19 protein-coding genes and 2 pseudogenes are annotated in these 26330 nt (G+C 64.3%); 10 read left to right on the top strand and 11 right to left on the bottom strand.

Features of this window, described 5'->3' with window-relative positions:
* The first annotated feature begins 4 nt into the window (after positions 1-4).
* From yidC to CH293_RS10390, 6 genes are all read left to right on the top strand, one after another.
* Positions 5-1123, top strand: a complete 1119-nt coding sequence (yidC, locus tag CH293_RS10415; RefSeq protein ID WP_037109962.1) for a membrane protein insertase YidC — start codon at positions 5-7, stop codon at positions 1121-1123.
* Between the two features lie 24 nt (positions 1124-1147).
* Positions 1148-1786 carry a protein jag gene (locus CH293_RS10410; protein ID WP_094720139.1) on the top strand — a complete coding sequence of 213 codons (639 nt, stop codon included), beginning with the start codon at positions 1148-1150 and terminating at the stop codon, positions 1784-1786.
* Positions 1787-3821: 2035 nt separating this feature from the next.
* On the top strand, positions 3822-4499 hold the full coding sequence (gene rsmG, locus CH293_RS10405; protein WP_094720138.1) for a 16S rRNA (guanine(527)-N(7))-methyltransferase RsmG: 678 nt from the start codon (positions 3822-3824) through the stop codon (positions 4497-4499).
* Positions 4500-4569: 70 nt separating this feature from the next.
* Positions 4570-5610 carry a ParA family protein gene (locus CH293_RS10400; RefSeq protein ID WP_037109949.1) on the top strand — a complete coding sequence of 347 codons (1041 nt, stop codon included), beginning with the start codon at positions 4570-4572 and terminating at the stop codon, positions 5608-5610.
* Between the two features lie 5 nt (positions 5611-5615).
* On the top strand, positions 5616-6659 hold the full coding sequence (locus CH293_RS10395) for a ParB/RepB/Spo0J family partition protein (protein WP_094720137.1): 1044 nt from the start codon (positions 5616-5618) through the stop codon (positions 6657-6659).
* Positions 6660-6935: 276 nt separating this feature from the next.
* Positions 6936-7622: a hypothetical protein gene (locus CH293_RS10390; protein WP_094720136.1), complete on the top strand. Its 687-nt coding sequence runs from the start codon at positions 6936-6938 to the stop codon at positions 7620-7622.
* 82 nt (positions 7623-7704) lie between these two features.
* On the opposite strand, the gene CH293_RS10385 is transcribed toward CH293_RS10390, so the two are convergent.
* From CH293_RS10385 to sigM, 5 genes are all read right to left on the bottom strand, one after another.
* The gene (locus tag CH293_RS10385; RefSeq protein ID WP_037109942.1) at positions 7705-8895 is read right to left on the bottom strand and encodes an N-acetylmuramoyl-L-alanine amidase; all 1191 of its coding nucleotides are present in this window, start codon (positions 8893-8895) and stop codon (positions 7705-7707) included.
* Positions 8896-9126: 231 nt separating this feature from the next.
* Positions 9127-9459 (bottom strand): thioredoxin, encoded by a 333-nt coding sequence (trxA, locus tag CH293_RS10380; RefSeq protein WP_037109940.1) that lies wholly within the window; start codon positions 9457-9459, stop codon positions 9127-9129.
* A 48-nt stretch (positions 9460-9507) separates the two neighbouring features.
* Complete coding sequence (trxB, locus tag CH293_RS10375) at positions 9508-10497, bottom strand: thioredoxin-disulfide reductase (RefSeq protein ID WP_037109938.1); 990 nt, start codon at positions 10495-10497, stop codon at positions 9508-9510.
* Between the two features lie 109 nt (positions 10498-10606).
* Positions 10607-11377: a hypothetical protein gene (locus CH293_RS10370; protein ID WP_094720135.1), complete on the bottom strand. Its 771-nt coding sequence runs from the start codon at positions 11375-11377 to the stop codon at positions 10607-10609.
* A gap of 57 nt (positions 11378-11434) precedes the next feature.
* Positions 11435-12025, bottom strand: coding sequence for an RNA polymerase sigma factor SigM (sigM, locus tag CH293_RS10365; RefSeq protein ID WP_051104895.1), 591 nt, complete (start codon positions 12023-12025; stop codon positions 11435-11437).
* Between the two features lie 919 nt (positions 12026-12944).
* Between sigM and CH293_RS28775 the strand changes: the two are divergent.
* Positions 12945-14036, top strand: a pseudogene (locus CH293_RS28775) (hypothetical protein); the annotation flags it as partial.
* A 623-nt stretch (positions 14037-14659) separates the two neighbouring features.
* Here CH293_RS28775 and murJ read toward each other — a convergent pair.
* The 3 genes and pseudogenes from murJ to CH293_RS10350 all read right to left on the bottom strand — a co-directional run.
* Positions 14660-15979 (bottom strand): annotated as a pseudogene (murJ, locus tag CH293_RS28770) (murein biosynthesis integral membrane protein MurJ); the annotation flags it as partial.
* A gap of 401 nt (positions 15980-16380) precedes the next feature.
* Complete coding sequence (locus CH293_RS10355; RefSeq protein ID WP_094720134.1) at positions 16381-18801, bottom strand: DUF6049 family protein; 2421 nt, start codon at positions 18799-18801, stop codon at positions 16381-16383.
* A complete protein-coding gene (locus tag CH293_RS10350) occupies positions 18801-19364 on the bottom strand; it encodes an NUDIX hydrolase (protein WP_037109932.1) in 564 nt (187 codons plus the stop codon). Before CH293_RS10350 ends, CH293_RS10355 begins: the two co-directional genes overlap by 1 nt.
* Before the next feature lie 282 nt (positions 19365-19646).
* On the opposite strand from CH293_RS10350, the gene CH293_RS10345 reads away from it, so the two are divergent.
* Positions 19647-21116 (top strand): CCA tRNA nucleotidyltransferase, encoded by a 1470-nt coding sequence (locus CH293_RS10345; protein ID WP_037109929.1) that lies wholly within the window; start codon positions 19647-19649, stop codon positions 21114-21116.
* A gap of 49 nt (positions 21117-21165) precedes the next feature.
* Here the strand turns inward: CH293_RS10345 and CH293_RS10340 are convergent, their stop codons facing one another.
* Together CH293_RS10340 and CH293_RS10335 are read right to left on the bottom strand one after the other, a co-directional pair.
* Positions 21166-22449: an MFS transporter gene (locus tag CH293_RS10340; protein WP_037140877.1), complete on the bottom strand. Its 1284-nt coding sequence runs from the start codon at positions 22447-22449 to the stop codon at positions 21166-21168.
* Between the two features lie 25 nt (positions 22450-22474).
* Complete coding sequence (locus tag CH293_RS10335; protein WP_094720133.1) at positions 22475-23407, bottom strand: NAD-dependent epimerase/dehydratase family protein; 933 nt, start codon at positions 23405-23407, stop codon at positions 22475-22477.
* Positions 23408-23555: 148 nt separating this feature from the next.
* On the opposite strand from CH293_RS10335, the gene CH293_RS10330 reads away from it, so the two are divergent.
* A complete protein-coding gene (locus CH293_RS10330; RefSeq protein ID WP_094720132.1) occupies positions 23556-24263 on the top strand; it encodes a TetR/AcrR family transcriptional regulator in 708 nt (235 codons plus the stop codon).
* 47 nt (positions 24264-24310) lie between these two features.
* Positions 24311-24919 carry a YqgE/AlgH family protein gene (locus tag CH293_RS10325; RefSeq protein WP_019665081.1) on the top strand — a complete coding sequence of 203 codons (609 nt, stop codon included), beginning with the start codon at positions 24311-24313 and terminating at the stop codon, positions 24917-24919.
* Between the two features lie 4 nt (positions 24920-24923).
* On the opposite strand, the gene CH293_RS10320 is transcribed toward CH293_RS10325, so the two are convergent.
* The gene (locus CH293_RS10320; protein WP_052059256.1) at positions 24924-26327 is read right to left on the bottom strand and encodes a glutamate decarboxylase; all 1404 of its coding nucleotides are present in this window, start codon (positions 26325-26327) and stop codon (positions 24924-24926) included.
* Between the last annotated feature and the right edge of the window lie 3 nt (positions 26328-26330).

Here is a 26330-nt window from a genome sequence, read left to right as displayed (position 1 = left end):
ACCCGTGCTCGATTTCATCTACTATCCGGTCTCCTGGATTCTCTGGGTATGGCACAAGGTGTTCGGCGCCGTTCTCGGCGACGACAACGGCTTCGCCTGGGCGCTGTCCGTGGTGTTCCTGGTGTTCACGCTTCGCTTGATTCTGTACAAGCCCTTCGTCAAACAGGTGCGTACGACTCGGCAGATGCAGGAGCTGCAGCCGCAGATCAAGGCACTGCAGAAGAAGTACGGCAAAGACAAGCAGCGCATGGCCGTCGAAATGCAGAAGCTGCAGAAGGAGCACGGCTTCAACCCGATCATGGGTTGCCTCCCGGTCCTTGCTCAGGCGCCTGTGTTCATCGGTCTGTTCCATGTGCTTCGTTCGTTCAACCGAACAGGCACCGGATTCGGTCAGCTCGGCCTCAGTGCGCAAGAGACCCGATCGCTTCCGAACTATGCGTTCAACGTCGATGACGTCAACTCGTTCCTGGACGCCCGTCTGTTCGGCGCTCCGATCTCCGCATTCATCACGATGCCGCAGGATCAGCTCGACGCCTATGCCAACCCCGATCTCGGCCTCGGCATCCCGGCAGTGTGGACGATCGTCGCAGTGTCCGTGCCGCTCATGATCATCGCGGCCGTCGCGACGCACCTGAACTCGCGTGCGTCGGTGGCTCGTCAGAGCGAGGCTGCTGCGGCCAACCCACAGTCCGCCATCATGAACAAGCTCGCGCTGTACGTCTTCCCTCTCGGCGTTCTGGCGTTCGGTGCCTTCCTGCCCATCGCCATCCTGCTCTACTGGGTGAGTAACAACGCGTGGACGTACGGTCAGCAGCACCTCGTGTTCGGCAAGATCGACAAAGAGGAAGCAGCGAAGAAGCAGGTTGCACTCGAGAAGCGATCCGAGAACGCGCCGAAGCCCGGAGTGAAGCCCGTGAGCAAGCCGAAGCCCGGTGCACGTCCGAAACTCTCGAAGTTGGCGTCCAACGACGTTCAGGCCGACATTCAGGCCGACGACGGGGACGCGGATTCGACCGGCAGTTCGGGCAGTGGTGGCACGTCGAACGCAAGTTCCTCCGGCGCCGCGAAGCCCAAGCCGCGACCACAGGCCAACCGAAGCAAGTCCAAGCGCAAGCGTCGCTGACGCGCGGATACCGAGGATCAAGAGATGTCTGCAGATACAGATCAAGAATCGAACACGGACAACGCGGTGAGCGCTGGGGATGGAGCGAGTGAAGTCGTGGCAGTCGACACCGAGCAGTCGGACACAGAAGCTGTAGTTGCCGCACCCGAGAACGTCGACGCCGCACAGGTCGACGAGGACGATCTCGACGACGAGGATTCGGAGGACTACCTCGTCGAAGAAGGCGAGATTGCCGGCGACTACCTCGAGCAGTTGCTCGACGTTCTCGACTTCGACGGTGACATCGATCTGGATGTCGAGGGCGATCGCGCGGTTGTGAGCATCGACGGTGGCTCCGATCTGTCGAAACTCGTCGGACGCAAGGGCGAGGTTCTCGACGCGTTGCAGGAACTGACTCGTCTGGCGGTTCAGCAGTCGACCGGTGAGCGCAGCAAGCTCATGCTCGATGTCGCCGGATGGCGAGCCAACCGACGCAGCGAACTGAGCACCTTGGGTGTGGAAGCGGCACGTCGTGTCCTGGAGAGCGGCGACCGCGAGGAACTGACGCCGATGACTCCCTTCGAGCGGAAGATCGTGCACGACGCCGTCGCGAAGATCGATGGCGTGGACAGCGAAAGTACGGGCGTCGAACCGTCCCGACGAGTAGTTGTCGTGAAGGCGTAGCAAAGAGACGGATCCCGCCCAGTCGAGAATCTCGACGAAGATGTCAGTTCGAACCGAAAGCCCCCGGCAATCAGCCGGGGGCTTTCGTGTATCAGGACTAGGACGAATTCCACCGTTGTGATTCGTGGACCGGACCAAATTTTCGGGTGTTTCCCATGCAGTCCACTGTGCCCATGAAACGTCACTGTGACAGTTGCCGGTGACATCGTGTCGGACAGCTCAGCCCGTCGACATGGCGCCGAATCCGATGGGCCGAGGGGGCTGTGTTTCACGTGAAACTTGGAGGCGCGTCGGTCGGGTCGACGCAGCGGATACGTCATCGACGGCCTTACCCCGTCGGAACAACAGCGAGGTTCAATTTCGGATTTCGGTTAGTGAGGGTGGTTGGCGTACTGGGTGTAGCGACGCCGGTTCACGGGCACCGAACAGAGGACGTCGATTTTGCAGTGATCAGTTGCCGACGTATCAACATCACGAATCGGAAGGTGTTGTTCGAAGCGGCTGTTTCACGTGAAACCCGATCGGTGTGGTGATTCGCGACGGTTCAGGATCGGTGATGTCCGCGGATTGGCGTGGACGTGGAGATGTGCTCTAGCTTCGGATCGTCCTCCACTCCCCCGGCTGTACGCGGTGTACGTAGGGAGATCCGGAACCCGGCTCCGCCTCCTGGCCGTGTTTCACGTGAAACCTGGGTGACAAGCGGGCGGTATTGGCAAACTAACGCTCGGGATCATCATGGTTCGAGAGGCACCACTCCAGCATTGCCCAATCATGATCGTCCGGTGGCGGTCCAGATCGCTGAATTCGACGCACCGCCACCGGGTCGATGACCACCGACGGCAGACTCCTGATGATGCAACAACTGGCCGCCCCAGATCAGCGGTCCACAGTTCGTGAAGCGAGAAGGGGAATTGACGGCGAACCGCCCTGTCCGATAGGTCAGCACGACCGGTCGGCGATACAACCCGGACGTGGGTGATCGAAGACGTGTCGGTAGGCGTTCGAGTGGGCGACCCCGGAGGCGGCGGGATGCATGGAGTGCGCCCGGTGAGATGTGAAGTGAAGGGTCTCTATGTACCGAACGAATGTCGGCGGGAGGGACATCTCGAAGTACGTGCGATCCAGAGAGTGAGTCCGGTGTCCGCGTGGCGAGGTTCGTTCGCAAGGGCCCGTTCTATGACGAGAGGTCAGTTGGGACGAGACGACGCAGTCGCTGGATTCCGCCGAATTCACGGGGATCGGTGCGGTGCAGAGGCAGAATTGAGTCCGGAGCGGGCGGGCTGACCGTTGCGCGTCGGTTCCGCGAAGAGGGCAGGATCGCAGCCCAGATTGACCGAGCGGAATGGTGTCCCCGGTTGACGCGATCGACCACGTCGAACGGTAGTCCCGGGTTAGGGATGCCCATGCGCGATGGCTCCTGTTTCACGTGAAACCTGGCGGCACTCATGCACCCCGATCGGCGGGTCAGTCGGCCGCACCGTTTAGACGTGACGCGACGGACTGAAGTCGGTAACCGGATTTCTGGTCAATGGAGTCGCGTCCACTCGGCCGTCCGAGTTGGAGGTGACCACAGCTGGGTATCGAACCAAATCGCTATCGGCTTGTTTCACGTGAAACCCACAAAGGAAGAAGATGCGATGCGCAGTGCTGGACCGTCGTGGATACACCACGAGTTTCGAATGCTGCCGAACTCCCGCACGCAGTCTTCGTATACGACCGCTGCGAACCTCCGACAGAACCAGTAACTGATTCATGACGGGACTAGGTTTACGCCGGCCTCGGTCAAGCGGCGTCCAAGACTGATCGCCGACCTGCTGTAACCGTATGCCCGCCAGACGGGGTGGCGGTCGGATCCCCGAGTTCGGCTCCGATGCACCACGCCGCCATGAGGGTCAGTTGGCAGCGGCCGAGACCGGTGGTCGCACCTGGTCGGATCCATCTGTTCCACGTGAAACTCGACTACTGACGAGAAATTGGGTGATTTCCGAGCCAATACGCCTCGAGGGTTTGGTGTTGCGACCCCCTACACGGGAGGATGGAGGACGTGCAACCAGAGCCGCTTGATGACGACAGAGTATTGGCCATCGCCGAGCGCGTGTTCGGACCGCGGCTCGATCTGGCAAAGCAGTATCACGAGTCGTTGGCGACGCTCGGTGTCGAGCGAGGGTTGATCGGTCCGCGCGAAGTGCCTCGGTTGTGGGAGCGGCACATCTTGAATTGCGCGGTAGTCGGTGAACTGATCGACGAGGGCGAGCGGGTGGTGGACATAGGAAGCGGAGCGGGGCTGCCCGGAATCCCCCTCGCGATTGCGCGCCCCGATCTCCACGTGACACTCGTAGAGCCACTGCTTCGACGCACCGTCTATCTCGCTGAATTCATCGAGGGCGCCGGACTGGACGTGTTGGTGGTCCGGGGCCGCGCCGAGCAGCCGGGCGTGAAGAAGGAAGCCGGTGGAGCCGACGTCGTCACCTCGCGTGCCGTTGCCCCGCTCGAGAAGCTTGCCAAATGGTCTCTCCCGCTGATCCACGAACGCGGGCGGATGCTTGCGCTCAAAGGAAGCAGCGCCGAAGAGGAAATCGAACGCGATCGCTCTTCCCTTGGTCGTATGGGTGCTGGCAAGCTGGAGGTCGTCAAGTGTGGCGTGGACATTGTTCCCACGCCGACGATCGTGGTTCGTGCCGAACGAGTCCCTCGCCGCTTTCCGCGTTCGTGAGACCGCACTTGTCTTCGCGCCAAGTCCCTCAATCCACGTAGTTCAATCCGTTCCGCATTAAGGAGCACATATGTCGGGTGGATCCGATCCCACTGTTTCACGTGAAACAGAAGACAACGTTTCACGTGAAACAGAATCCTCTGCGCCGAGGTCCCGAAGTTCCCGGGGCGGCGCAGGATCGAAAGCGACGGACGGATCTGGTTTCGGCGCCTACAGCAGCATCTCCCCCGACGACACTCCCATCGGTGCGGCGGCCCACAGAGCCAGCCAGGTACTGCACCCAGGCAGCGTCACACTCCCAAAGCCGGACAAGCGACGGATGTTGACAATTGCCAACCAGAAGGGTGGCGTCGGCAAGACGACAACTGCGGTCAACCTAGCTGCTGCGCTCGCGATCCAAGGGCTGACCGTGCTGGTAGTGGATCTCGACCCTCAGGGCAACGCCAGCACCGCTCTGGGCGTCGAGCATCACTCCGGGGTGCCGTCGAGCTATGAGGTTCTGATCGGTGAAGTCAGCGCCCGAGACGCCATCCAACAAAGCCCCCACAGCGAGCGCCTGTACTGCATTCCGGCGACGATCGACCTCGCCGGTGCAGAGATCGAGCTGGTCTCCATGGTGGCTCGTGAGGGACGCCTGAAGACCGCACTGGCCGATCTCGACTCCATCGACGCGGACTTCGTGTTGATCGACTGCCCGCCCTCGCTGGGTCTGTTGACCGTCAACGCGTTGGTTGCGGCGACTGAAGTACTGATCCCGATCCAGTGCGAGTACTACGCCCTCGAGGGTGTGGGTCAGTTGCTACGCAACATCGAGTTGGTACAGGCGCATCTGAACCCCGCCCTGCATGTGTCCACGGTGATCCTGACGATGTACGACGGACGTACGAAACTTGCGGATCAGGTTGCCGAAGAGGTCCGGAAACACTTCGGTGACGCAGTCCTCCGCGCCGTGATTCCGCGCAGTGTCAAGGTCTCGGAGGCGCCCGGCTACGGGATGACTGTCTTGGATTACGACCCCGGCTCACGCGGTGCGATGAGCTATCTGGACGCGGGTAGAGAACTGGCAGCGCGGTCCGCAGGCGCAGCATCCGACGGAACGCAGGAGCACTAGGAACTATGAGTCAGACACGTAAAGGCGGTTTGGGTCGCGGACTGGCCGCACTGATTCCCACCGGACCGGACGCAGGACCTCGGCTCGGCAACGCGGCAGCGGACGTCGTGATCGGTAAGGACAACTCGGCGACGCGTGCCAAACCGAAGCCGGCCGCCGCAGGATCGGCCGAAGAGGTGGCGTCGGCGCCCACGCCGACACCGCCGGTGCGGAGTTCCGACGAGGACCTCTCCCCCGCGGGTGCGGTCTACCGCGAGATTCCTCCTGGGCTGATTCAGCCGAACCCGAAGCAGCCCCGCAGCGTGTTCGACGACGAGGCGCTCGCTGAACTGGTCCACTCGATCCGTGAATTCGGGTTGATGCAACCGATCGTCGTACGCACGCTCGAAGGCGGTAAGTACGAGCTCGTGATGGGCGAGCGTCGGTGGCGCGCGAGCCAGGAAGCGGGCTTGGAGTCCATCCCGGCGATCGTTCGGGAGACCGCAGATGACGCGATGTTGCGCGACGCCCTGCTCGAGAACATTCACCGCGTTCAACTCAATCCGCTCGAGGAGGCCGCGGCGTATCAGCAACTCCTCGAAGAATTCGACGTCACGCACGAGGAATTGGCGGCCAAGATCGGCCGATCTCGGCCAGTTGTCACCAACATGATTCGTCTTCTCAAGCTGCCGATCGCGGTGCAACGTCGCGTCGCAGCGGGTGTCCTGTCTGCCGGCCATGCGCGTGCATTGCTTTCACTCGACGCTGGGACCGACGCCCAGGAGGCTCTCGCGGCGCGGATCGTCGCGGAAGGCATGTCCGTCCGAGCGACGGAGGAAGCGGTCACTCTCGCAAATCGGGAGGACAGTTCGGGTCCGAATCCTGCTCCGCGGCGGAAGCCGATTCAGATGCCGGGGCTCCAGGATGTCGCGGATCGTCTCTCCGATTCGTTCGACACCCGAGTTACGGTGAGCCTCGGTAAGAAAAAAGGAAAGATTGTGGTCGAGTTCGGCTCGGTCGACGATCTTCAGCGCATCGTCGAGATGATGGAAAATCAGAAGAAGAAGTAGCCGCGAAAATTCAGGTACAGACACACACGGTCATTACGTCACGGTGACGTAAGTGCTGGAAGATCGGACGAGGATGTACGTCGAGAACGTGAAAAGTACTGCAGTGCAGAACTTTACAGCGGACACTTCGATTCCAGGTGTGACCGGACGAGGTCGGTCGGCTCGGCGCCCGCTACATGAGGCGCGACGGGCAGATCGATCGCATATTCTTGACGAGCGTGCCCGATGTTCTGTGCGGGACGCCGAAGGTTCTAGGCTTGGAAGCTGAGGTAAGCAGTGTCGCCGCTCGTCACGGGAGTCACGTTGGACTCCTTCGATCGACTACCGACCCACACACGGCGGTGCCGCTTCTGGGTACTCGATCCAGCTACCGACAAAGCAGATGACGGTGCCGTAGATCTCGAGCTCGAGAACGAAGCATGGTTGTCGATGATCATGCTCGAGTGGGGATCCTGTGGACAATTGCTCACACTCGACGGTGCAACAGCGGGCTGTGCCCTGTACGCCCCTCCGAGTGCCGTTCCCCGGGCATCGAAATTTCCGACGTCGCCGGTAAGTGCCGACGCCGTACTGTTGACAACCCTCCGAACCGAATCCGACGTCGACAGCGAAGGAAACTCGGCAGCGCTGATTCAAGCTGTCGTCGCAGATCTGGTCAACCGCGGCGTGCGGGCACTCGAGGCGTTCGGCCTACGACGCACCGACGACGACGAGGTGCAGGGGCCGAGAGCATCGGCGTCGTTGGTGTGCACGGAGGCCATGTGCATGATCGACGCGGATTTCCTCGAAAAAACGGGTTTCGAAGTTGTTGCGCCTCATCACCGTTACCCTCGCCTTCGCCTCGAGCTCGACCGTGACCACGGTTGGAAGGAAGACGTCGAATCGGCGCTCGAGCAGCTCCTCATCGCAGCGAGCCTGACGATGGTGGAAATCGAGCACAAGACGCCCGTCGGAGTCCGCTGACAAACCCCGCTGACAAACCCCGCTGACATCTGCCCGTCGGCTGGCTTTGTCGGCTGGTGTCAGCGCCTGTCGGCTGGTTTTGTCAGCGCCTGTCGGCTGCGGCCAGTTCTTCGGCCAGGAGTTCCGCGAACGTGAAGGTGCCCGTCGGTTGATCGTCCTGTCCGAGTAGGTAGAGACGCTTGACCGCGATCAGGATTGCTTCGGCGATGATGTCGCGTGAGCGAGGATCACCGAGGACTGCTACGTCCGCCGAGTTGGTGAGGTAGCCGAGATCCACCTGAACGGTGGGCATGTTGGTGAGCCGCAACAGATCCCATGTGCGGCCGTGGCTACGGCAATCGAGAAGTGGTGTGCGAGCCACGATTTCGCGTTGGATGTAACCGGTGAGGACCTGGCCGATGAGGGAGGTGGAACCGTGCGAGTTACCGAAGTGGAAGCTGGCGACGCCGTTGGCGGCGGTGCTGGAACTCGACGCACATCGAAGCGAAATCATCAGGTCGGCATTGAAGGCGTTGGAGGTCTCGGCGCGTTCGGCGACACTGGGATTGGTGCCGCGCGCCCTCGAGAGGAACGTCTCCATACCGGTAGCCGCCATGCGGCCCTCGAGGCGGCTTGCCACGTCCCACAGAATTTCGGCTTCGGAGATTCGGCCGTACAAGCCGTCGACGATCAGACCGGTATCCGCTCCGCCGAGATCGGGGTCGATGACGATACGCTTGCCGGTCAGCTGTGGGCCGGACTGCCGTACCAACTCTTCTTCGCTGATGGCGTGTGGGGATCCACCCGTGACGCGTGCACCCAGCAACTCGAGGGAACGCAGTGTGGCGGGCCCGCAGATGCCGTCGGGAGACAGGCCGATCTCACGCTGGAACGAGGACAGACCCTCGTGTGTCTTGGGACCGAAGTATCCGTCGACACGTTCGCTGTAGAAACCCAGATCCTGTAGACGAGTCTGGAGGGTCGCGACATCGTCGCCGTACAGCGGCGCCGACAACTGGTAGATGAGAGTGCGAGCGCCGAGCCGGTAGGACGCTTCCTTGAGGGAGCGGTACGTCGCGGGGCCCACGATGCCGTCGACCAGCAGGCCGCGGTGTTGCTGGAACGCACGGACGGCGCCATCGAGCGACGAGTCGAACTCCGAGGTGGGTGCACTCCAGTGCAGCGCGTCATCAGTGGTGGGCGACGCGGTATCCAGCAGGAATCCGAGAGAAACCAGCGTGCTCCGTACCTCTGCGACGGCGGGACCGCTGTCGCCGTGACCGAGTCGGTGCATACCCCAAGACCTCCTGCTGAAGAACGCTGATCGTCGGCCGCATCGCATTCCGGAGGAACGGTGACCACCGGTGGCTACGACGCCGACGAACAACAGTCGATGTGCCGACACTGCGTCGGCGCATCAGACGATTGTCGCAGAAAGTAGCCGACGGACCGCAATCCACGCCCGAACGGAGCCTGACGAGCGACCGTCGCAGTCGGGCCTGGATGCGGCACTACCGCGTGCTCGCTACAGAACGGCGTCGAGGTCCTTGAGCAGTGCTGCCTTGCCCTTGGCGCCGACGATCTGCTTCACGGGCTTACCACCCTGGAAGAGAATGAGTGTCGGGATGGACATCACCTTGAAATCGCGCGCGGCCTGCGGGTTGGCGTCGATGTCCAGCTTTGCGATGGTGAGCTTGTCGGAGTGCTCGGCGGCGATCTCCTCGAGGACCGGGGCGACCATCTTGCACGGTCCGCACCAAGTCGCCCAGAAGTCGACGAGGACCGGCTTTTCGCTGGTCAGCACGTCGTCGGCGAACGACGCATCGGTGATGGTGACGGTCTTCTTGTCATCGGACATATTCTGTGTGCTCCTGAGGGTTGGGACAACTAGGTGAGGCAGGGTCGATCAGGCGGAAACAGCGTCGACCGGCTGGTCAGCGTGCTCGAGCGTATTGCTGGTGATGTCACCCTGCTCCGCGAGCCAACGCTCGGCATCGATCGAGGCGGTGCATCCGGTACCGGCTGCGGTGATGGCCTGCTGGTACACGTGGTCGACGAGATCTCCAGCGGCGAAAACGCCGGGCAGCGACGTTGCCGACGACGGCGAGGCGACCTTGACGTAGCCCTCGTCGTCCAGGTCGACCTGGCCCTTGACGAGTTCGCTGCGGGGATCGTGGCCGATGGCGACGAACAATCCCGTGACGTCGAGGGTGCTGGTCTCGCCGGTGCGCGCGTCTTCGACGACCAGGCCGGTGACGGATGTATCACCGAGAACTTCGTTGACCTTGGTGTCGGTGAGGAAGCGGATCTTGTCGTTCTTCTTCGCACGTTCGAGCATGATGCGTGACGCACGGAATTCGCTGCGGCGATGGACGATCGTGACACTACGCGCGAATCGAGTGAGGAATGTCGCTTCCTCCATCGCGGAGTCCCCACCGCCGATGACGGCGATGTCCTGGTCGCGGAAGAAGAAGCCGTCGCAGGTGGCGCAGGCGCTGACGCCGCGGCCCAGCAACTTCTCTTCTCCGGGAATGCCCAGGTAGCGGGCGGCTGCGCCCATCGCGAGGATGACGGCACGCGCCTGGTAGGTCTCGCCGTTCGCGGACACGGTCTTGATCTCGCCGGTCAGGTCGAGTTCCTCGACGTCCTCGGTGCGGATGTCGGCACCGAAGCGCTTGGCCTGCTCGCGCATCTGCTCCATGAGGTCCGGTCCCATGATTCCTTCCCGGAAACCGGGAAAGTTCTCCACCTCGGTGGTGGTCATCAATGCGCCACCGAACTGGGTGCCCTCGAACAGCAGCGGCTCGAGCTCGGCCCGGGCTGCGTAGACACCAGCGGTGTAGCCGGCCGGTCCCGAGCCGACGATGATGAGGTCGTGAACCTTGGGCGTAGTCATGCGGACCTTCCGATAGATGTTCGGGTAGCAATCGCGTGAAGCAAGTGAACTTCAGACGTGTGTGACAACACCAGGGTAAGGGGTGTTGTTCCCGCTCGTATCGGACCAGTCACTCGATGTCGCGTCGAACCAACGTGGCCGGATTGTTCGCACCGCAGTCCGGTCCGACGGCCAACAGGACCATGCCGTCGGCAGCCGAGGCGGTAGCGATCACCAGCATCACTCCCCGCCTGCCGTCGAGTTCCACGGGCGCAGACCCGAGCACCGTACTGTTCGAGCGAAAGCCGTTGGCGATCAGGCATTCGCGAAGATTGCCCGCATCGGTGACGTCGTTTCGCCCGCGCGTCGCCATGACGTCGAAGGCGAGGGAGTTGTTCAGGTCGTCGGAGGTCAGCACCAACGTGGGTGCCTCCGCTCGAAGATCATCCGCGTAACCGCCGTCGACGACGCCCGAATTGTCCGATGTTGCCGTCACTACTGCAGCCGCGACTACCGACACCACCACGACCGACGCTGCAATCCCGGCCGCCAGCACGGTCCGTGACCTGCGACGGCGTGATGCGAGCCGAATCGGCGCTCGGTTCTGCGCCGAGGAGGTGACTGCCGGAGCCTGTACCGGGGGTGCGGCCGTGAGTGCGCGATCGATACGTTCCGCGACCTCGGGAGGCATCGGCTCGCCCGCGGTGAGTTCACGGCCTGCGGTGGCCAACCGCTCGGTGACGGCGTCGAGTGCGTCGAGAATTCGGACCGCATCCGGGTCCTGCCGGACGAGTGGCCACAGTTGCTCGCTCACTGCATCCGGAAGAACGCCTGCATGGAGATCGGCCAGGAGATCCGGCGAGTACGGAGGCTCCAGAAGACCGGCGTCGGATGAAGTCATGCCGATCTCCTTCCACGCATGATTCGGTCCTACACACTGTAAGACGCACCGCCCTGGTTATCGGTTCCCCTCCTCGCGGAGAAAGTCGAGTAGCCCCGCGAGCTTCAATCGTCCGCGGGCACACCGGCTCTTGACGGTTCCTGTCGGAACACCGAGTATCCGGGCTGCGTCGGACACCGAGTATCCCTCCATGTCCACCGCCACGACCGCCGCACGTTGTTCCGGGGCCAACTCCATCAGCGCGTTGTGCACCTCGATCGACGTTTCGACCGCGGACATCTGGTCGCGGACGTCCGGCAGTTCGGCCGAGTCTCCCTCGGGCAGCGGGACGGTCGGCCGCGAGCGGTTGCGACGGATTCGATCGAGGCAGGCGTTGACGACGATCTTGTGCAGCCAACTACGTACGGCAGCATCCGCTCGGAACGACGCTGCGGTCCGGTGCGCGGACAGCAGCGCTTCCTGCAAGGCGTCGGCGGCATCCTCGGTGGTGTAACTGGTCCGCCGCGCCGTCATCCACAGATGCTCGTGGTGCCGATGCACGAGTGTCGTGAACGCCCGCTCGTCGCCTGCAACGTGCGCAGCCAACAACTCCACGTCGGAACGCCCGCTCAGAACATCCCCGACGCCGCTTAGATCTGCACTCCCCATACGAAAACGGCTCCCCCCGTGTTACCGCATTGTTGGAGAGCCTAAGCCATAGAGACCGCGGAGTACGAAACGTTGTCGAATTCAAGCATTCTGCAGGTGAGAGGAGATCCCGCAGACCGTTGGTCAGGATTGCGCCGTGAACCCGAAGTCCGCGATCGACGACTGATTACGGCCACTGTCCGAGCTCAACCCGGTGATCCACAGCAGAACGTGGCTCGTGGGCTCGCTGACCTGTAGTGGAATATCGGTCACTCCGCTACCCAGTGTTGCCTGACCGATCACGGTGGTGTCGCTCAGACTCGGCGAATCGCTGGGTGCGGATCTGATCTCGACGACCGTTCCCGGTGACGGAGAATTGACGAACGCGCTGGTGAGAACCTGTGACGACGGGAGCGTCGCAATCAAGCCCACACCGTCCTTGAGCGACGGGAACGGCTGGAAGTAGGAGTCCGTCGCCCAGACGGTCGACTGGTCCCCGTCGATGGCGTTGGATGCCGAGCCGGCGTTGTCCGCGCTGCCCTGCGGCGAGAACACCTCGACCGAATCGATAGCCACCGGGCTCGACGCCGGGGCGGCAGGCGCGGGCGCACCCGGTGCGGGCGGTGCTGTCTCCTCGGTGGTCAGACCGAGGGCTTCCTGAGATGTCAGCGGCTCGTCCGAGCTACCGCCCGCGATGAACGTGAACAGCCAGTACCCCGCGAATCCGAGCACGACCACCGTGAGAACGCCCAGCACCGCCAAGGCGATGTTGGTGCGGCGGGATCGCTCTTTCTGCGCCGCCATCTCCTCCGGATCCGCGAGCGAATGGCCCGATGCGCCGGGTGCTCGCTGTCCGAGCCTCAGTGCGGGCATCAGATCGGTCTTGTCGTTGACGACGGCTGCCTGGTCGAGGACGTGTTGAACCGTCGCTGCGGTTCTGATGCCACTGTTCTGCTCGAGTGCTCGCACTGCCACCGCGGAAATCTCGAACGGCACGTCCGAACGGACTCGGCGTGGCTCGACGGCGTTTCCGTTCGAGTCGCGGTCTGCGGGCTTCATGCCGCCGACCGATCGCGGCTGCCCGCCGGATGCGGCGTCGACGAGGGGCCAGCGCGCCGTGATCAACGCGTACAACATCGCGCCGAGACCACGGACGTCCGAACCTGGATCAGCGTCGGCCAACGTTGCCGGGAACGCCAGAACGGCGTTGCCGCTGGTACTGATACGGACGCGGTCCGGATGGTCGATCGACAGTGCGCCGCCGCTGCGGTGCGCAGCCTCGGCCGCCGCCGCCAATGCCTTGATGGCCCGTGCTGCACCCGTCGGCGACGGAACGGTGTCCGCCATCTCGCGGAGCGAGCGACCCGGAGTCCACTCGGCGACGACGATTCCGCCGGAGCTTCCACGCACGACGTCGAGCACGCGTGCCAGGCCGGGAGAGTTGATGCGGCCGAGGCGCAATGTGCGGGACAGGATGGCCTGCGGGCCCTCGGGGCGGTCCACGGAGACGTCGGTCGACTGCTGCTCCGAATCGACGAACGTCAACGCGACCTCACGGTCCAGCTTGACGTCGTGCGCCTGCCAGAACTTGAGGCCACGTGCGCCGCCGTGCGGTGCCAGCAGTCGATACCGGCCACCGGCAACCGAAGCGCCGGGGATCAGCTTCGGACCGCGGAGCGAACGCGGGTTCTCGGTCGGGGCACCGGCCTTCACCGGCGTCGCCTCGGCCGACGGAGTCCCCTTGGCTGGAGCGTCCTTGGCCGGGGCGTCCTTGGCTGGGGCTGGGGCCTTGTCGGCCGATTGCGCGCCCGCTGCGGACGTGGATTTTTCGGCTGCGTCGGGAGCCGTGGAGGCTGTCTCGGAATCGGCTGCCGCGGCCTGCGGTGCCTTCGAAGCAGGTGTCTTGGACGTCGCAGGGTCGGCGGCATCAGGCGCGGCCGACTTGGCCGCGGTCGCACCCTTGATCAGAGACGTCTTCTCGCCGGCAGTCTTGTCGGAAGCAGTCTTGTCGGAAGCAGTCTTGTCGGAAGCAGCTTTGTCGGAAACAGCTTTGTCGGAAGCAGTCTTGTCACCGGCGGGCTTGTCCACCGGGAGCTTGGCTGTGGCAGTGCTGTCGGACGACGCTGCTGTGGTCGGCTCGGTGGAGTCCGACGATGCGGCCTGCCGCTCGTCCACCTCCACGCCGCCTTGTGCTCGGTCGCCGCCCTTTTTCGCGGACTCGGCCGGCCCCCCAGCCACTTCGTCGTCGGTCACTCTCACTCCTTCACGCGTGTATGCCCCGGGTAGCCCCATGCGCCCGCCAGGTTCAGGCAGGCGCGACGGGGACGGCGTCCCGGTCCGCCGACGTCCAGGGTACGGGAGTCGGTCGGGTGCAGTGTCCCATGCAGAAACAGAACTGACGACCGGTATGGAATCGGGATGTGCTGGGACGACGGGTTCGGGAGCGGGCGCTGACCTCTTCAGGACGCGGTCGAGGATTCTGCGGATGGCGACGGTGACGGCCAGGACTTCCGGGATGCGTCCGAACCACAGGATCCCGAAGGTGATGCCGAGCATCAGCACGGCGCAGATGCCGACTCGGACGATGGCACCGATCATGCCGAACGGTTCGGTGAGGCCACCGAGATCGGTAATTCGGTCGATGGCGAGCATCGCCGTCCCGCCTGCGGCCGACGCGATCAGAACCATCCAGACCGTCTTGCCGACGTTCGCCATGCGGAGATTTCCGAGGCTGCGGTGCAGCAGAAATCCGCCGATGCAGGCGCCGACGACGAATCCGATGCCGTTGGCGACACCCAACCAGAGCACCACCTGCTCGTCCGAGCTGGCGACGACCGGGGCGAGCGCGGACAGGGCGATCTTGATTCCGGTGATGCCGAGGATGATCCAGGTCGGTGTCCATGCCTGTTCACGGGCGTAGAACACACGGAGGTGGATCAGGACCAGTGCGTACGGGATGAGGGTGAAGGCCGACCAGCTCACCGCTTCGCCCAGTCGCGGTGCCTCGTCCTTGAAGTTGCCGAAACCGAACAGTGCTTCGCCGACCCACGGGCCGGTGAAGGTCAGGAACACCACGATCGGTACCAGGGCAACCAGCGTCAATCGGGTCGCGACGGACAGGTCGTCGACGACGGCCGGTGTGTCACCGTTTGCGGCGTTGCGGCTCAATCTCGGCATGATGGCCGTCAGCACCGTGACACCGAGGATGCCGTACGGCAGTTGCAGCAGGATCCAGGCCTGCGAGTAGATCGCCGGGCCTGCTTCGTCGGCGCTGGAGGAGATGTTCGTCGCGAACACCAGCCCGAGCTGGCTGATGACGACGTAGAGGACGATAGCGGCGGCCATCCCACCGAAGGCCTTGAGGCGGGCGTCGAACCCCCACAGTGGTCGTAGGTCGATCTTCTCGCGCCGCAACGCCGGGATCAGGGCCGCGACCTGCGTCACGACACCGGCGGTGACGCCGAGACCCAGGATGAGGATGTGCGGATCGCTCATCTCGACCGGGTTCAGGGTGATCTCGCCCGGGACGAAGAAGTAGAGGGAGAAGACACCGAGGACGATCAGGTTGTTCCACACGGGTGCCCATGCACCGGGACGGAAGTTCTGTCGTGTGTTCAGCACGGCCGTCAGCAGGCCGGACAGTCCGTAGAAGAGGATCGCGGGGAGAACCAGATAGGACAGCGCGGTGGTCAGTTCACTGCTGACCTTGGCGTCGTCCTTGATCAGCACGCGCGAGAGAAGCGGCGCGCTGATCGTCGCGGCGACCGATACGACGAACAGCATCGTGAACGCCAACGTGAAGAGTCGACGGATGAAGGACGCACCCCGGTCGGGATCCTCCATCTCGGCCCGGACGAGGACCGGTACGACGATCGCGGTGAGGACTGCGCCGAGCACCAACTCCGAGATCATGTTCGGCAGGATCGTGGCGGCGGTGAACGAACTCGCAATGGCTCCGCCGAGGATCGCCAGCATGATCATCTGCTTGAAGAAGCCGGTGATGCGGCTGACGAGCGTCGCCACGGCGATCGAACCTGTGGCGGCGAGCAGGCTCTTCTGCGGTTTCGGCTCGTCCATCTGCGGCGGGGCCGTCTCCGGCGGCGGGGGCTGCGGATAGTCCTCGTCGCGGAATCGCGGGATCAGCTGGGTGACCGAATTGTCCGGGGCAGGGCCACCGTCGGGGGACGGCGGTGCCGGGTAGCTTCGCATCTCCCGAGGCGGTGCCGCGGCCCGTCCGTCGCGTTCCCACGGCGCAGGCCTCGGCGGCTCGGTGCGTCGGAAAACCTGGGATGCGGGCAGCCGCTCGCGAGGCCCGCCGCCGGCGGGCGGCGTTCCCTTGTAGGGCAAGTTTCCCGAATACGGGAAGTCGCTACCCGTCATGGTCGTTCGTACCCTTCGTCTGCAGGATCCGGCTGACCCTTGAACCGATGCCACAATCTGCGGCCGGCGAGCAGCAACAGAAGGACCCCGGCGCAGGCGGTGATGATCGCCAACGCCTGTCCGTACGCGTTCGACCGTACGGACACCGTGGACGCTTCGCCCAATTGTTGGCCGTCGAGAGTGGTCAAGGAGAAGTCGACGGCAAGGTTTCTGCTGTCGTCGACCTGGGCGGGCACGGTGATCGTTCGACTTCCGCGCGCCGGTAGCGCCATTGCTCCGACGTCGCTGACGGTCATCTCGGGGGGAGCGTCGACCTTCAGCCGAACGTTGACCCCGATCGGGAGATCGTTACGGGCGACCAGCAGCAGCGGGCTCTGCTCGGACGCCAGGGTGTAGACGCCGCCGGGAGCCAGAACCGTCACGGCTTCGAAGATGGCGTTCAGTCCGGCCTCCGAGGTGTCCATTCGGATCCGGGACATGTTCGACGCGGCGATCGGGTCCACCGACCGGTCGGCAGTCCCGATCGCACGCAACAGGTCCTCGCGCAGCGGTGCGGTGAACCGGCGCGGAGTCAACACCGATTGAGGGTCCTCGACGAGGGATCCACGCAGCGCCTCGATGCGTTTGCTCTGTGCACGAATGCGATCCTCGAGGTTCCGGTCCCGATCGCTCACACTCGTCGTGACGGTCTCCACGGGCAGCCCGGTCGGTTGCTCCTCGGCCAGCTCGGCGAACGGGCGCGGCGTCGCCAGACCGGTCCGGAGCAGCGAGGACACCGTGCCGAGAATCGCATCGGGTTCGTCGCCGCCTGCCGTCCAGTACTGAGGCGGAGCGATGGTCAGAGCTCGCGGAGAGCCGTCGGGCGGCGTCAACGCGTGGTACGTCACCGCGCCGAGCGCATCCTGCAGGCGAGCGGTCCGCGAATCCCCGGCCAGGTCGTACCGCTGGTCGTCGGGCGTGAAACGCGGCGTCGACGGATCCGTCCCGACGCCGGCCAGGGCCGTCGCCGTCGGGCCGTCGAACACGGTCGCGTTCAGTTCGGCCGCGACCGTGGTGTCTCCCACGACGCGAGCCACGGCCCCTGCGGCTCCGGGAGCGATGCTGTTGTCGGCGACAAGAGCGGTGCGTTGGCCGATCGACCGCACCGTCGCCGCGCCTGCCTCACCGAGTTGACCCGTCGAACTCCACACCACACCGCGTACCGACGTCACGCCGAGGATCGCGTCGACCACCTCGGCCGGCGACTCGAGGGCGGTCGACGCCAACGAGGCGTCGCCGACGTTGCCCAGCGTGTCCAGATCCACCTGCGCGAACGGCAGCGCTGTCACGCACATCGATTCGGTGAGGGTCTCGAGTCGCGACAACCACGCCGTCGCTGCGTCGCGACCGGTGCCTTCCCTGCTCGGTCCCGAAGGATCGGCGGGATCGGCGACGACGAGGTATCCGCGCGTCATGTTGGAGACGGTGACCAGCAGGTCCGGATCCACCGCGATACAGAGGCTCTGTGCGAGCTTGCCGCCGGGGTCGACGTCCGACGCGGTCGCCGACTCCACTGCCTCCAGAAGTTGATCGAGCCGTCCCCCGGGCGCCAACTCAGCCGCAAGATCGTCGTCGACGAGCCGAACCCTGTCATCGATCGAACCCGGAATGCCCGCCGCGAGGCGAGGTTTGTCCGCCAACGGCCACAGAACCGTCGTCGCCACCGGGTCCGCGGTGCTCGGCGGCAGTGGGACAGCGTCGGGAGCCATCGGGTCCGGCACTGTCGGATCACGTGGAACCCCGGTGACCGGGAGCAGGAAGCGGGCGTCGTCGAGCCGCGCCGTTCCGCCGTACTCCGGCGTTCCGTTGGCGTTGAGGAGCAGCGGATACACGCCGGGGCGGTCGATACCCAACGACGGAGACTGCGTCCCGCGAAGCGGCATCGACACCGTGAACTGAGCGGTGGCGCCCTGCTCGAGACTGTCCGCGACAACCTGGAATTCACCGACGTCGGCGTACTCCTGTTGATCCAACGACAGTGTCGTCCGAAGCTCGTCCGGCGAGTCCACGGCGTCCGCGCTCTGCATACGGACGCTGATGTCGTCGACCCGGCGGTCCCCGGTGTTGCGGACAGTGGCGCGCACCGTCACGAACGGCTCGCTCGTCGTCGTCACCGTCCCGGGAGCAACCGCGTCGATTGACATCTCGAGAAACTGAGTACCTCGCGTCGTCCGAGGAAGATCGGACGCCGACGACTGATACGTGACGGTCCCGTCCTCGCTCTGCGAACCCCCTGATGGATCCTGCGCGGCTGGATCCTGCGCGGCTGGATCCTGCGCGGCTGGATCCTGCGCAGCAGCAACACCGGTCCCCAGCAGCAGCGATGCACCGAGAACGAGCACCGACGTCGCTGCAGTGATCCTGGAACGTAGCGCCATCACTGCTTGCCGACGGGCGTTTCGGGGTCGTTCGTCTCGCCGCTCATGCCGTCTATCAGGCGGCTGGCGATGGCCGCCAACTTGCGCTCGTCCGCGTACGCCAACCGCGAGTTCAGTTCACTCAGCGGAACCCACGCCACTTCGGTGACCTCGACGTCCTCGTCGGAGAGTTCACCACCCAGAAACCTCAGCAAATAATGGTGCACGGTCTTGTGGACGCGACGGCCCTCCGTCACGAACCAGTAATCGATACTCCCCAGCGACGCCAACACCGAACCCTGGATACCGGTCTCCTCGGCGACCTCACGCATCGCCGTCTGCTCCGCCGTCTCACCCTGCTCGATATGCCCCTTCGGCAGCGACCACAACAACCGGCCCCGACGATCCGTTCTGCCGATCAACGCCGCGCAACGCTGCGCAGGCGGGCCGTCGAGCCCATCCACCACCAACCCACCGGCAGACGTTTCCCGAACCGTTCGAAGCCGCGGTTTGTCCGTCTCGACACGCGAATTCCGCCGCCGCGGGTTGCGGCGGCTCCTGTTCGCACGTTCGCCAGCAGACACCCAACCAATACTAGAGGGAAAGAACCAATGCTTCGGGCTGCCATACCGAGCTCATTCCGCGGGCTCCACTCGCGGCCATACAGAGCTCATTCCGCGGGCTCCACTCGCGGCCATACCGAGCTCATTCCGCGGGCTCCACTCGCGGCCATACCGAGCTCATTCCGCGGGCTCCACTCGCGGCCATACCGAGCTCATTCCGCAGGCTCCACTCGCGGCCATACCGAGCCTGTTCACGTGGGGCCCTTCCCCCGGTCGGACCGCCTGCTAATAGGCTCTGTCGACGTGGCCGAGAAGTCTCCTGTCCCCCAGCAGCCCGACGTGTCCGCCGACCGTCGCGCGAGACTGCTGGCGTCGGCCGCCGTGTCGTTGAAAGACCTGTCCGGCATCCTGACGCCACTGGCCATGAGGTTCGCGGCCGAGGGGCATGAATTGTTCCTGGTCGGCGGCAGTGTGCGCGACGCCGTGCTGGGCCGCCTCGGTACGGACCTCGACTTCACGACCGACGCCAGGCCGGAGGTCGTCCAACGGCTCCTGACCGGGTGGGCCGACAATCAGTGGGACACCGGCATCGCGTTCGGCACGATCAGTGCGGCGAAGGGCGATCAGCTGGTCGAGATCACCACGTTCCGCACCGACTCCTACGACCAGGTCTCGCGTAATCCCGAAGTCAGGTACGGCACCAGCCTGGAAGAGGATCTGGTTCGTCGTGATTTCACCGTCAACGCGATGGCCGTTCGTCTCGGCGCTGATGGCTCGCAGGAGTTCGTCGACCCTCTCGGCGGCATGGACGCGCTGCTCGAGGGGCTGCTGGACACACCGTCGACCCCGGAGAAGTCGTTCAACGACGACCCACTGCGGATGCTTCGCGGCGCGCGGTTCGTGTCGCAGCTCGGGTTCGCGCTGATGCCGCGCGTGCATCAGGCGATCACGGAGATGGCCGGTCAGATCGAACGCATCACAGCCGAGCGTGTTCAGGTGGAGTTGGACAAGCTGATCCTCGGTGAGTTCCCGCTCGAGGGTGTCGACGTGATGTGCGAGACGGGACTGGCCGGGTACGTGCTTCCCGAGGTGCCTGCGATGAAGCTCGAGATCGACGAGCATCACCAACACAAGGATGTCTACTGGCATTCACTGACGGTGTTGAAGCAGGCGATCGAGCTCGAGGATGGCGATCCGGACCTCGTATTGCGCTGGGCAGCACTGCTTCACGACATCGGGAAGCCGGACACTCGCCGCCACGAGCCGGGCGGAGGCGTCAGCTTCCATCACCACGAGGTGGTCGGCTCGAAGATGGTGCGCAAGCGGATGCGCGCGCTGAAGTACTCCAAGAAGATGATCGACGACGTGTCCCAGCTGGTGTTCCTGCATCTGCGCTTCCACGGGTACGGCAAAGGTCAGTGGACGGACTCGGCCGTGCGCCGCTACGCGACCGATGCCGGCGAGCTACTTCCAAAGTTGCACAAGCTGGTTCGCGCCGACAGCACGACGCGGAACAAGCGTCGGGCGGCCGCTCTGCAGGCCACCTACGACGATCTGGAGGAGCGGATAGCCGCCCTGGCCGCCCAGGAGGACTTGGCGCGGGTTCGCCCCGACCTCGACGGCAACGCCATCATGGAGCTTCTCGATATCCCGGCGGGTCCACAGGTGGGCAAGGCGTGGAAGTTTCTGAAGGAGCTCAGGCTCGACCGCGGTCCTCTCCCCCGCGAGGAAGCGGAGAAAGAACTGCTGGCCTGGTGGAAAAGCGACTTGTGAGTCGAGATGTAGGCGGTCTCGAGCCGTAGGCCAGGGCCTGCATTTCCACTCACCTGCGCAGTATCGCCACCAAACCCACCAGGTACACCGCGGCCCCAGCCAGAACGACGACGTGGGCTGAGGATTCACCGGCCAGATCGGTAGTGGCTGGACCGACGGCGAACGCCGCGACGGCCAGGGCTGCGACGAAGAAGATATTGAACACGGTGTCCTGCAGAGCGAACACGCGACCGCGGTGATCGTCGTCGATTTCGGTCTGCATCGATGCGTCACCGGTGAGCTTGATCGTCTGGCCCGCGACCCCCAGCAGGAACGCGCCGATGAGCAGGCTCGTCTGGGTGAGGGTGTTGATGAACGTGACCTGGACGATCGCGGCGGCCGCGAGAGCCACCATGATCGAGCGAACACGGCCGAAACGCGGAAGAACGAACGGCGTCAGCAGGGCAGCGACGAACATTCCGGCTGCCGTGGCGCCGACGGCTATACCGAATCCGGCGAGTCCACCGGGCAGGGAACTCGACGTGGTTTCGCGCAGGATGAGAACCATGACGAGGGTGTCGACGCCGAACACGATTCGGTGGGCGCCGATGCCGGTCATGGCGGCGGTGACCGTCGGTGATCGCCAGACGGCCACGGCACCGGATTTGAGTCCGTGGGCGATGTCCACCGCAGCCTTCATCGCCCCATGGTCACCACGCTCGGGGAGTGTCTCCGGGCCCAGGGACCTGGGCGCGAATCGCGCGGCGGCGACGGTCCCCACGAGCGAGCCGGACGCTGCTGCGGCAACGGCAATTCCGGAACCGAAGTCCCCTGCACCGACGTATCCGATGATTCCGACGGCTGCGCCCGCCCCGGCGGCGGCGAAACCGGAACCGATGGTGGCGAGGAGGGAGTTCATGGGTACGAGCCATTCGGTTCGTACGACGTGTGGGAGCGACGCCGAGACGCCGGCGAGGACGAATCTGCTGAGTCCGACGGTGGTGAGGGCAAGCAGGAGCAGTGGTGTCTCACCGCCGCCTGCACAGAGCAGGGTTGCGGTGACGGCGATGAGGATGATGCGAAGTACGTTGGCCCACAGAACGACTGCGCGGCGATCCCAGCGGTCCAGCATGGCGCCTGCGAACGGGCCGATGACGGAGTACGGGACGAGGAGGACGGCGAATCCGGCTGCGATGGCAGCCGGATTCGATTCTCGCTCGGGGTTGAACAGGATGGCGCCGCTGAGTGCGGCTTGGAACAGTCCGTCGCCGAACTGGCCTGCGAAACGGATGGCGGTGAGCTTGCCTGCGCCTGGCGAATCGCGCAATCGCGCCAGGAATGTCGTCTCGCTCACTCGCTGAACTTTAGCCTGACGTACTTTACGAGGTCGACGTCAGCTCCTCGGCGTTCCACCATGCGACGGTGGCTGCCGCGCCGTCGTCGAGCGGGGTCGGACGAAGGCCGAGGAGTGTGTCGCTGCGCGTGCTGTCCAGGACGTAGGGGTACTGGAACTGGTACAGCGTGTCGCTCAGCTCTTTCATCTGCCCGGGTACGACGCCCAGTGTCCGGACGATCCATGCCGGTATCGCGGTGACGGTGGGTGCGGGTACTCGGGCGGCGTCGGCGAAGAGTTCGATCATGCCCCGTTGCGTGACGGCAGGTGCGGTGGGGGCGTGCAGGAACGTGTTCCACAGGTCTTTCCTTGCTCCGGCGACGATCATCGCTGCGGCGAAGTCCGGTATGTAGGTGAAGGAGTGGGGTACGTCGGCTTCGGCGATGACGCTGACGGATTTGCCTGCCGTGACCTTGGGGACGATTCGTGCGCCCATGTGCGACGTCCTCACGCGAGGACCGTAGAAGTCCGATGCGGCGACGCTGACGGTCGGGGTGCGGTGGGTGTCACGGGCGGCCAACAGGAGGGTTCGGACGCCGAGTTTGCGGTGAGTTGCCGTGCGCGGGCTGTCCTCTCGGATGGGGCCGTCGGTCTTGCCGTAGGAGTACAGACTTTCGGGGAAGACGACGACGGTTCCGGCGGCGGCGTCGAGCACCCGTCGTTCCATCGCGGGGAGTTTCTCGCGCCAGACCTTGAATTCGTATGCGACGTGAGTGCAGAGATAAATGGCTGTGGCACCTGCGAACTCGCCAGTCAGGTCGTCGGTCTCGATGTTCACGCGGCGACGTTCGACGGCCGGGTGATCCGGGCCCGATCCGGACCGGGTGAGGATCCGTACCGAATGTCCCTGTGCGGCAAGCTGTTCTGCGATCGTCCAACCGACCGGTCCGGCGCCGATGACGACGTGTAGCTGGTTCATGGTGTCTCCCTCGTTCGAAATGTGAGCACTGCTCTCTGTTTCCTCCAGTGTGCGCCTGTTCGCCTGAGAAAGCAAGAGCAGTGCTCTCGGTTGGGCTGTGGCGGATTTGCCGACGAATACACATCCGCCGGGCCGATAGTGTGAATTCATGCCGACCACGCCCCGCGCGCGAGCGAGACAACAGACTCTCGCCGACATCACCCGTATCGGACGGGAGCATTTGGCTGCCGACGGTGCGGCGGCGTTGTCTCTACGCGCGGTGGCCAGGGATCTGGGTGTCGTGTCGTCGGCGGTGTATCGGTACGTCAAGAGCCGCGACGAGCTGCTGACTCTGCTCGTCGTCGACGCATACACCGAGCTCGGCGACGTCGTGGACGACGCTGTCGACGAGGTGTCCGGTCCACTCGAGAAGTTCCTCGCACTCGGTCGTGCGGTCCGTGGGTGGGGGCTTCGGGAACCGGCTCGGTATGCGCTGTTGTTCGGAAGTCCGGTGCCCGGTTACAACGCTCCGGCCGAGCAGACGACAGGCCCGGGTACGAGGGTGATCGTCAAGCTGGTGTCGATTTTCGATGAGGCGTGGGCCGCGGGAACGCTGGCGGAACGTTCGGCGCCTGTGTCGTTGACTGCGTTGAGCCAGAATTTCACGGACGTTCGTAACGAAATGGGAACGGAAATGTCCGACGAGGTGATCGCTCGCGGAGTTCTGGTGTGGGCGGCGCTGTTCGGTGCGGTCAGCTTCGATGTGTTCGATCAGTACGGGTCGGATACCTTCAGCAGCCGAGATGCGTTGTTCGAGTACCAATTGGCGAGCCTGGCCGAGCTCTCGGGGTTCGGCGGGGCGCCGAACAACATCTGAGGTTCCTTGCGTTACATCCGTAGGTGCGCGGTGCCACAATGTCTTGCATGGCGGCGCATGCGGAAGAACCCGAAGACCAGACGGCACCGGCCCCGCAATCGGTGCGACCGGGGAGCTTGTTGGTGTCGTCGATCGAGCTGGTCGAGCCCACGTTCCGACGCACTGTCGTGTACGTCATCGAGCACAACGACGCAGGCAGCCTCGGTGTCGTGATCAATCGGCCGAGCGACACCGCGGTCCAGAACGTGTTACCTCAGTGGACCGATCTCGCGGCGCGGCCGAAGGCCTTGTACGTGGGCGGTCCGGTGAAGAGGGATTCCGCTCTCTGTCTGGCGACGGTCAGGACGGGGGTGGACATCGACGGAATCGCCGGGGTGCGCCGCGTCGACGGTCGGGTCGTCATGGTGGACCTGGATTCGGATCCCGCCGACATCGCGCCGCACGTCGAGGGCGTTCGCATCTTCGCGGGGTATTCCGGGTGGACGCTCGGGCAGCTGGAGGGCGAGCTGGAGCGGGACGACTGGATGGTCGTCTCCGCCCTCGCCTCCGATGTCATCGGTCCACCGAAGATCGATCTGTGGGCCCACGTGCTGCGTCGTCAACCTCTGCCGCTGGCGATGCTCGCCTCGCACCCGATCGACGTCGACCGCAATTGAGGAGTCAGTGCGCGAAGTGGGTGGCCGACGAGTGTCCACCTCCCGCGGCCGATGAGTCGAGTTGATCGATCACTTCGGCGATGGCGCCGCACAGCAGCCTGCCGAGGTCTGCGCTGAATCCCTCTCGCACGACGATGCGGAGCACGGCTACTCCGGTGGCGTTGTCCGGCATCGTGTACGCGGGAACCTGCCAGCCGCGTGCGCGTAGTTCGTGGGAGATGTCGAACACGGTGTATTCACGGTCGCCGGTGAGTTCGAATGCGACGACGGGGATGGCGCTGCCGTCGGTGATGACGTGGAACGCGGGATGCTCGGACAGGTGGCCGGCGACGCGAACAGCGGTATCGCGCAGTGCGTGCATGATGTCGCTGTATCCGGAGCGTCCGAGCCGGAGGAAGTTGTAGTACTGGCCGATCACCTGGTTGCCGGGGCGGGAGAAGTTGAGGGTGAAGGTAGGCATGTCGCCGCCGAGGTAGTTGACCCGGAACACCAGGTCCTCGGGCAGGTCCTCGCGTGTCCGCCACACCGCGAAACCGATTCCAGGATAGGTCAGTCCGTACTTGTGTCCACTGGCGTTGATGGATTTCACCCGCGGTAGACGGAAGTCCCATTCGAGGTGGGGATGAAGGAACGGTACGACGAACCCGCCGCTGGCCGCGTCGACGTGGACGGGGACGTCGGGTCCACCGGACGCTGCGACGGAATCGAGCATCGCGCAGATCTCCTCCACAGGCTCGAGTTCGCCGGTGAAGGTGGTTCCGAGGATCGCCACGACACCGATGGTGTTGTCGTCGACGGCATCTCGAACCTGCTCCGGGGTGATGACGTATCGCCCCGGTTCGACGGGCAGGTACTTGGGTTCGACGTCGAAGTAGCGGCAGAACTTCTCCCACACGACCTGAACATTGCTTCCCAGAACGAGATTCGGACGCGAGGTGTCGGTGCGGCCTTCGCGCCACCGCCATTTCAGGGCGAGGCCTGCGAGCATGACCGCTTCGCTCGATCCGATCGTCGACACTCCCGTCGCGGACTTGGAATCCTCCGGGTCGAGTCCGGGCGCGTGGAACAGATCCGCGACCATGTTGACGCAGCGTTCCTCGATCGACGCCGTTGCCGGGTACTCGTCCTTGTCGATCATGTTCTTGTCGAACGTCTCGGCCATTAGCTTCTCGGCCTGCGGGTCCATCCAGGTCGTGACGAACGTCGCGAGGTTGAGTCGGGAGGAGCCGTCGAGCATCAGTTCGTCGTGAATGAATCGGTACGCCGCTTCAGGATCCAGTTGCTCGTCGGGGAGTCGCAGTGCGGGGATGGGATCGGTGGCGAGTCTCCCGGTGTATGCCGCGGCGATGACTCCGCCTGGGTGTTTGCCTGGCTTCGACAACTCTTTCCGCACGTCGATCCTCCACATTCG

It is taken from the genome of Rhodococcus sp. 14-2470-1b (assembly GCF_002259415.1).
Taxonomy (GTDB): Bacteria; Actinomycetota; Actinomycetes; order Mycobacteriales; family Mycobacteriaceae; genus Rhodococcoides.
This window is presented reverse-complemented; position numbering and strand designations above follow the sequence as displayed.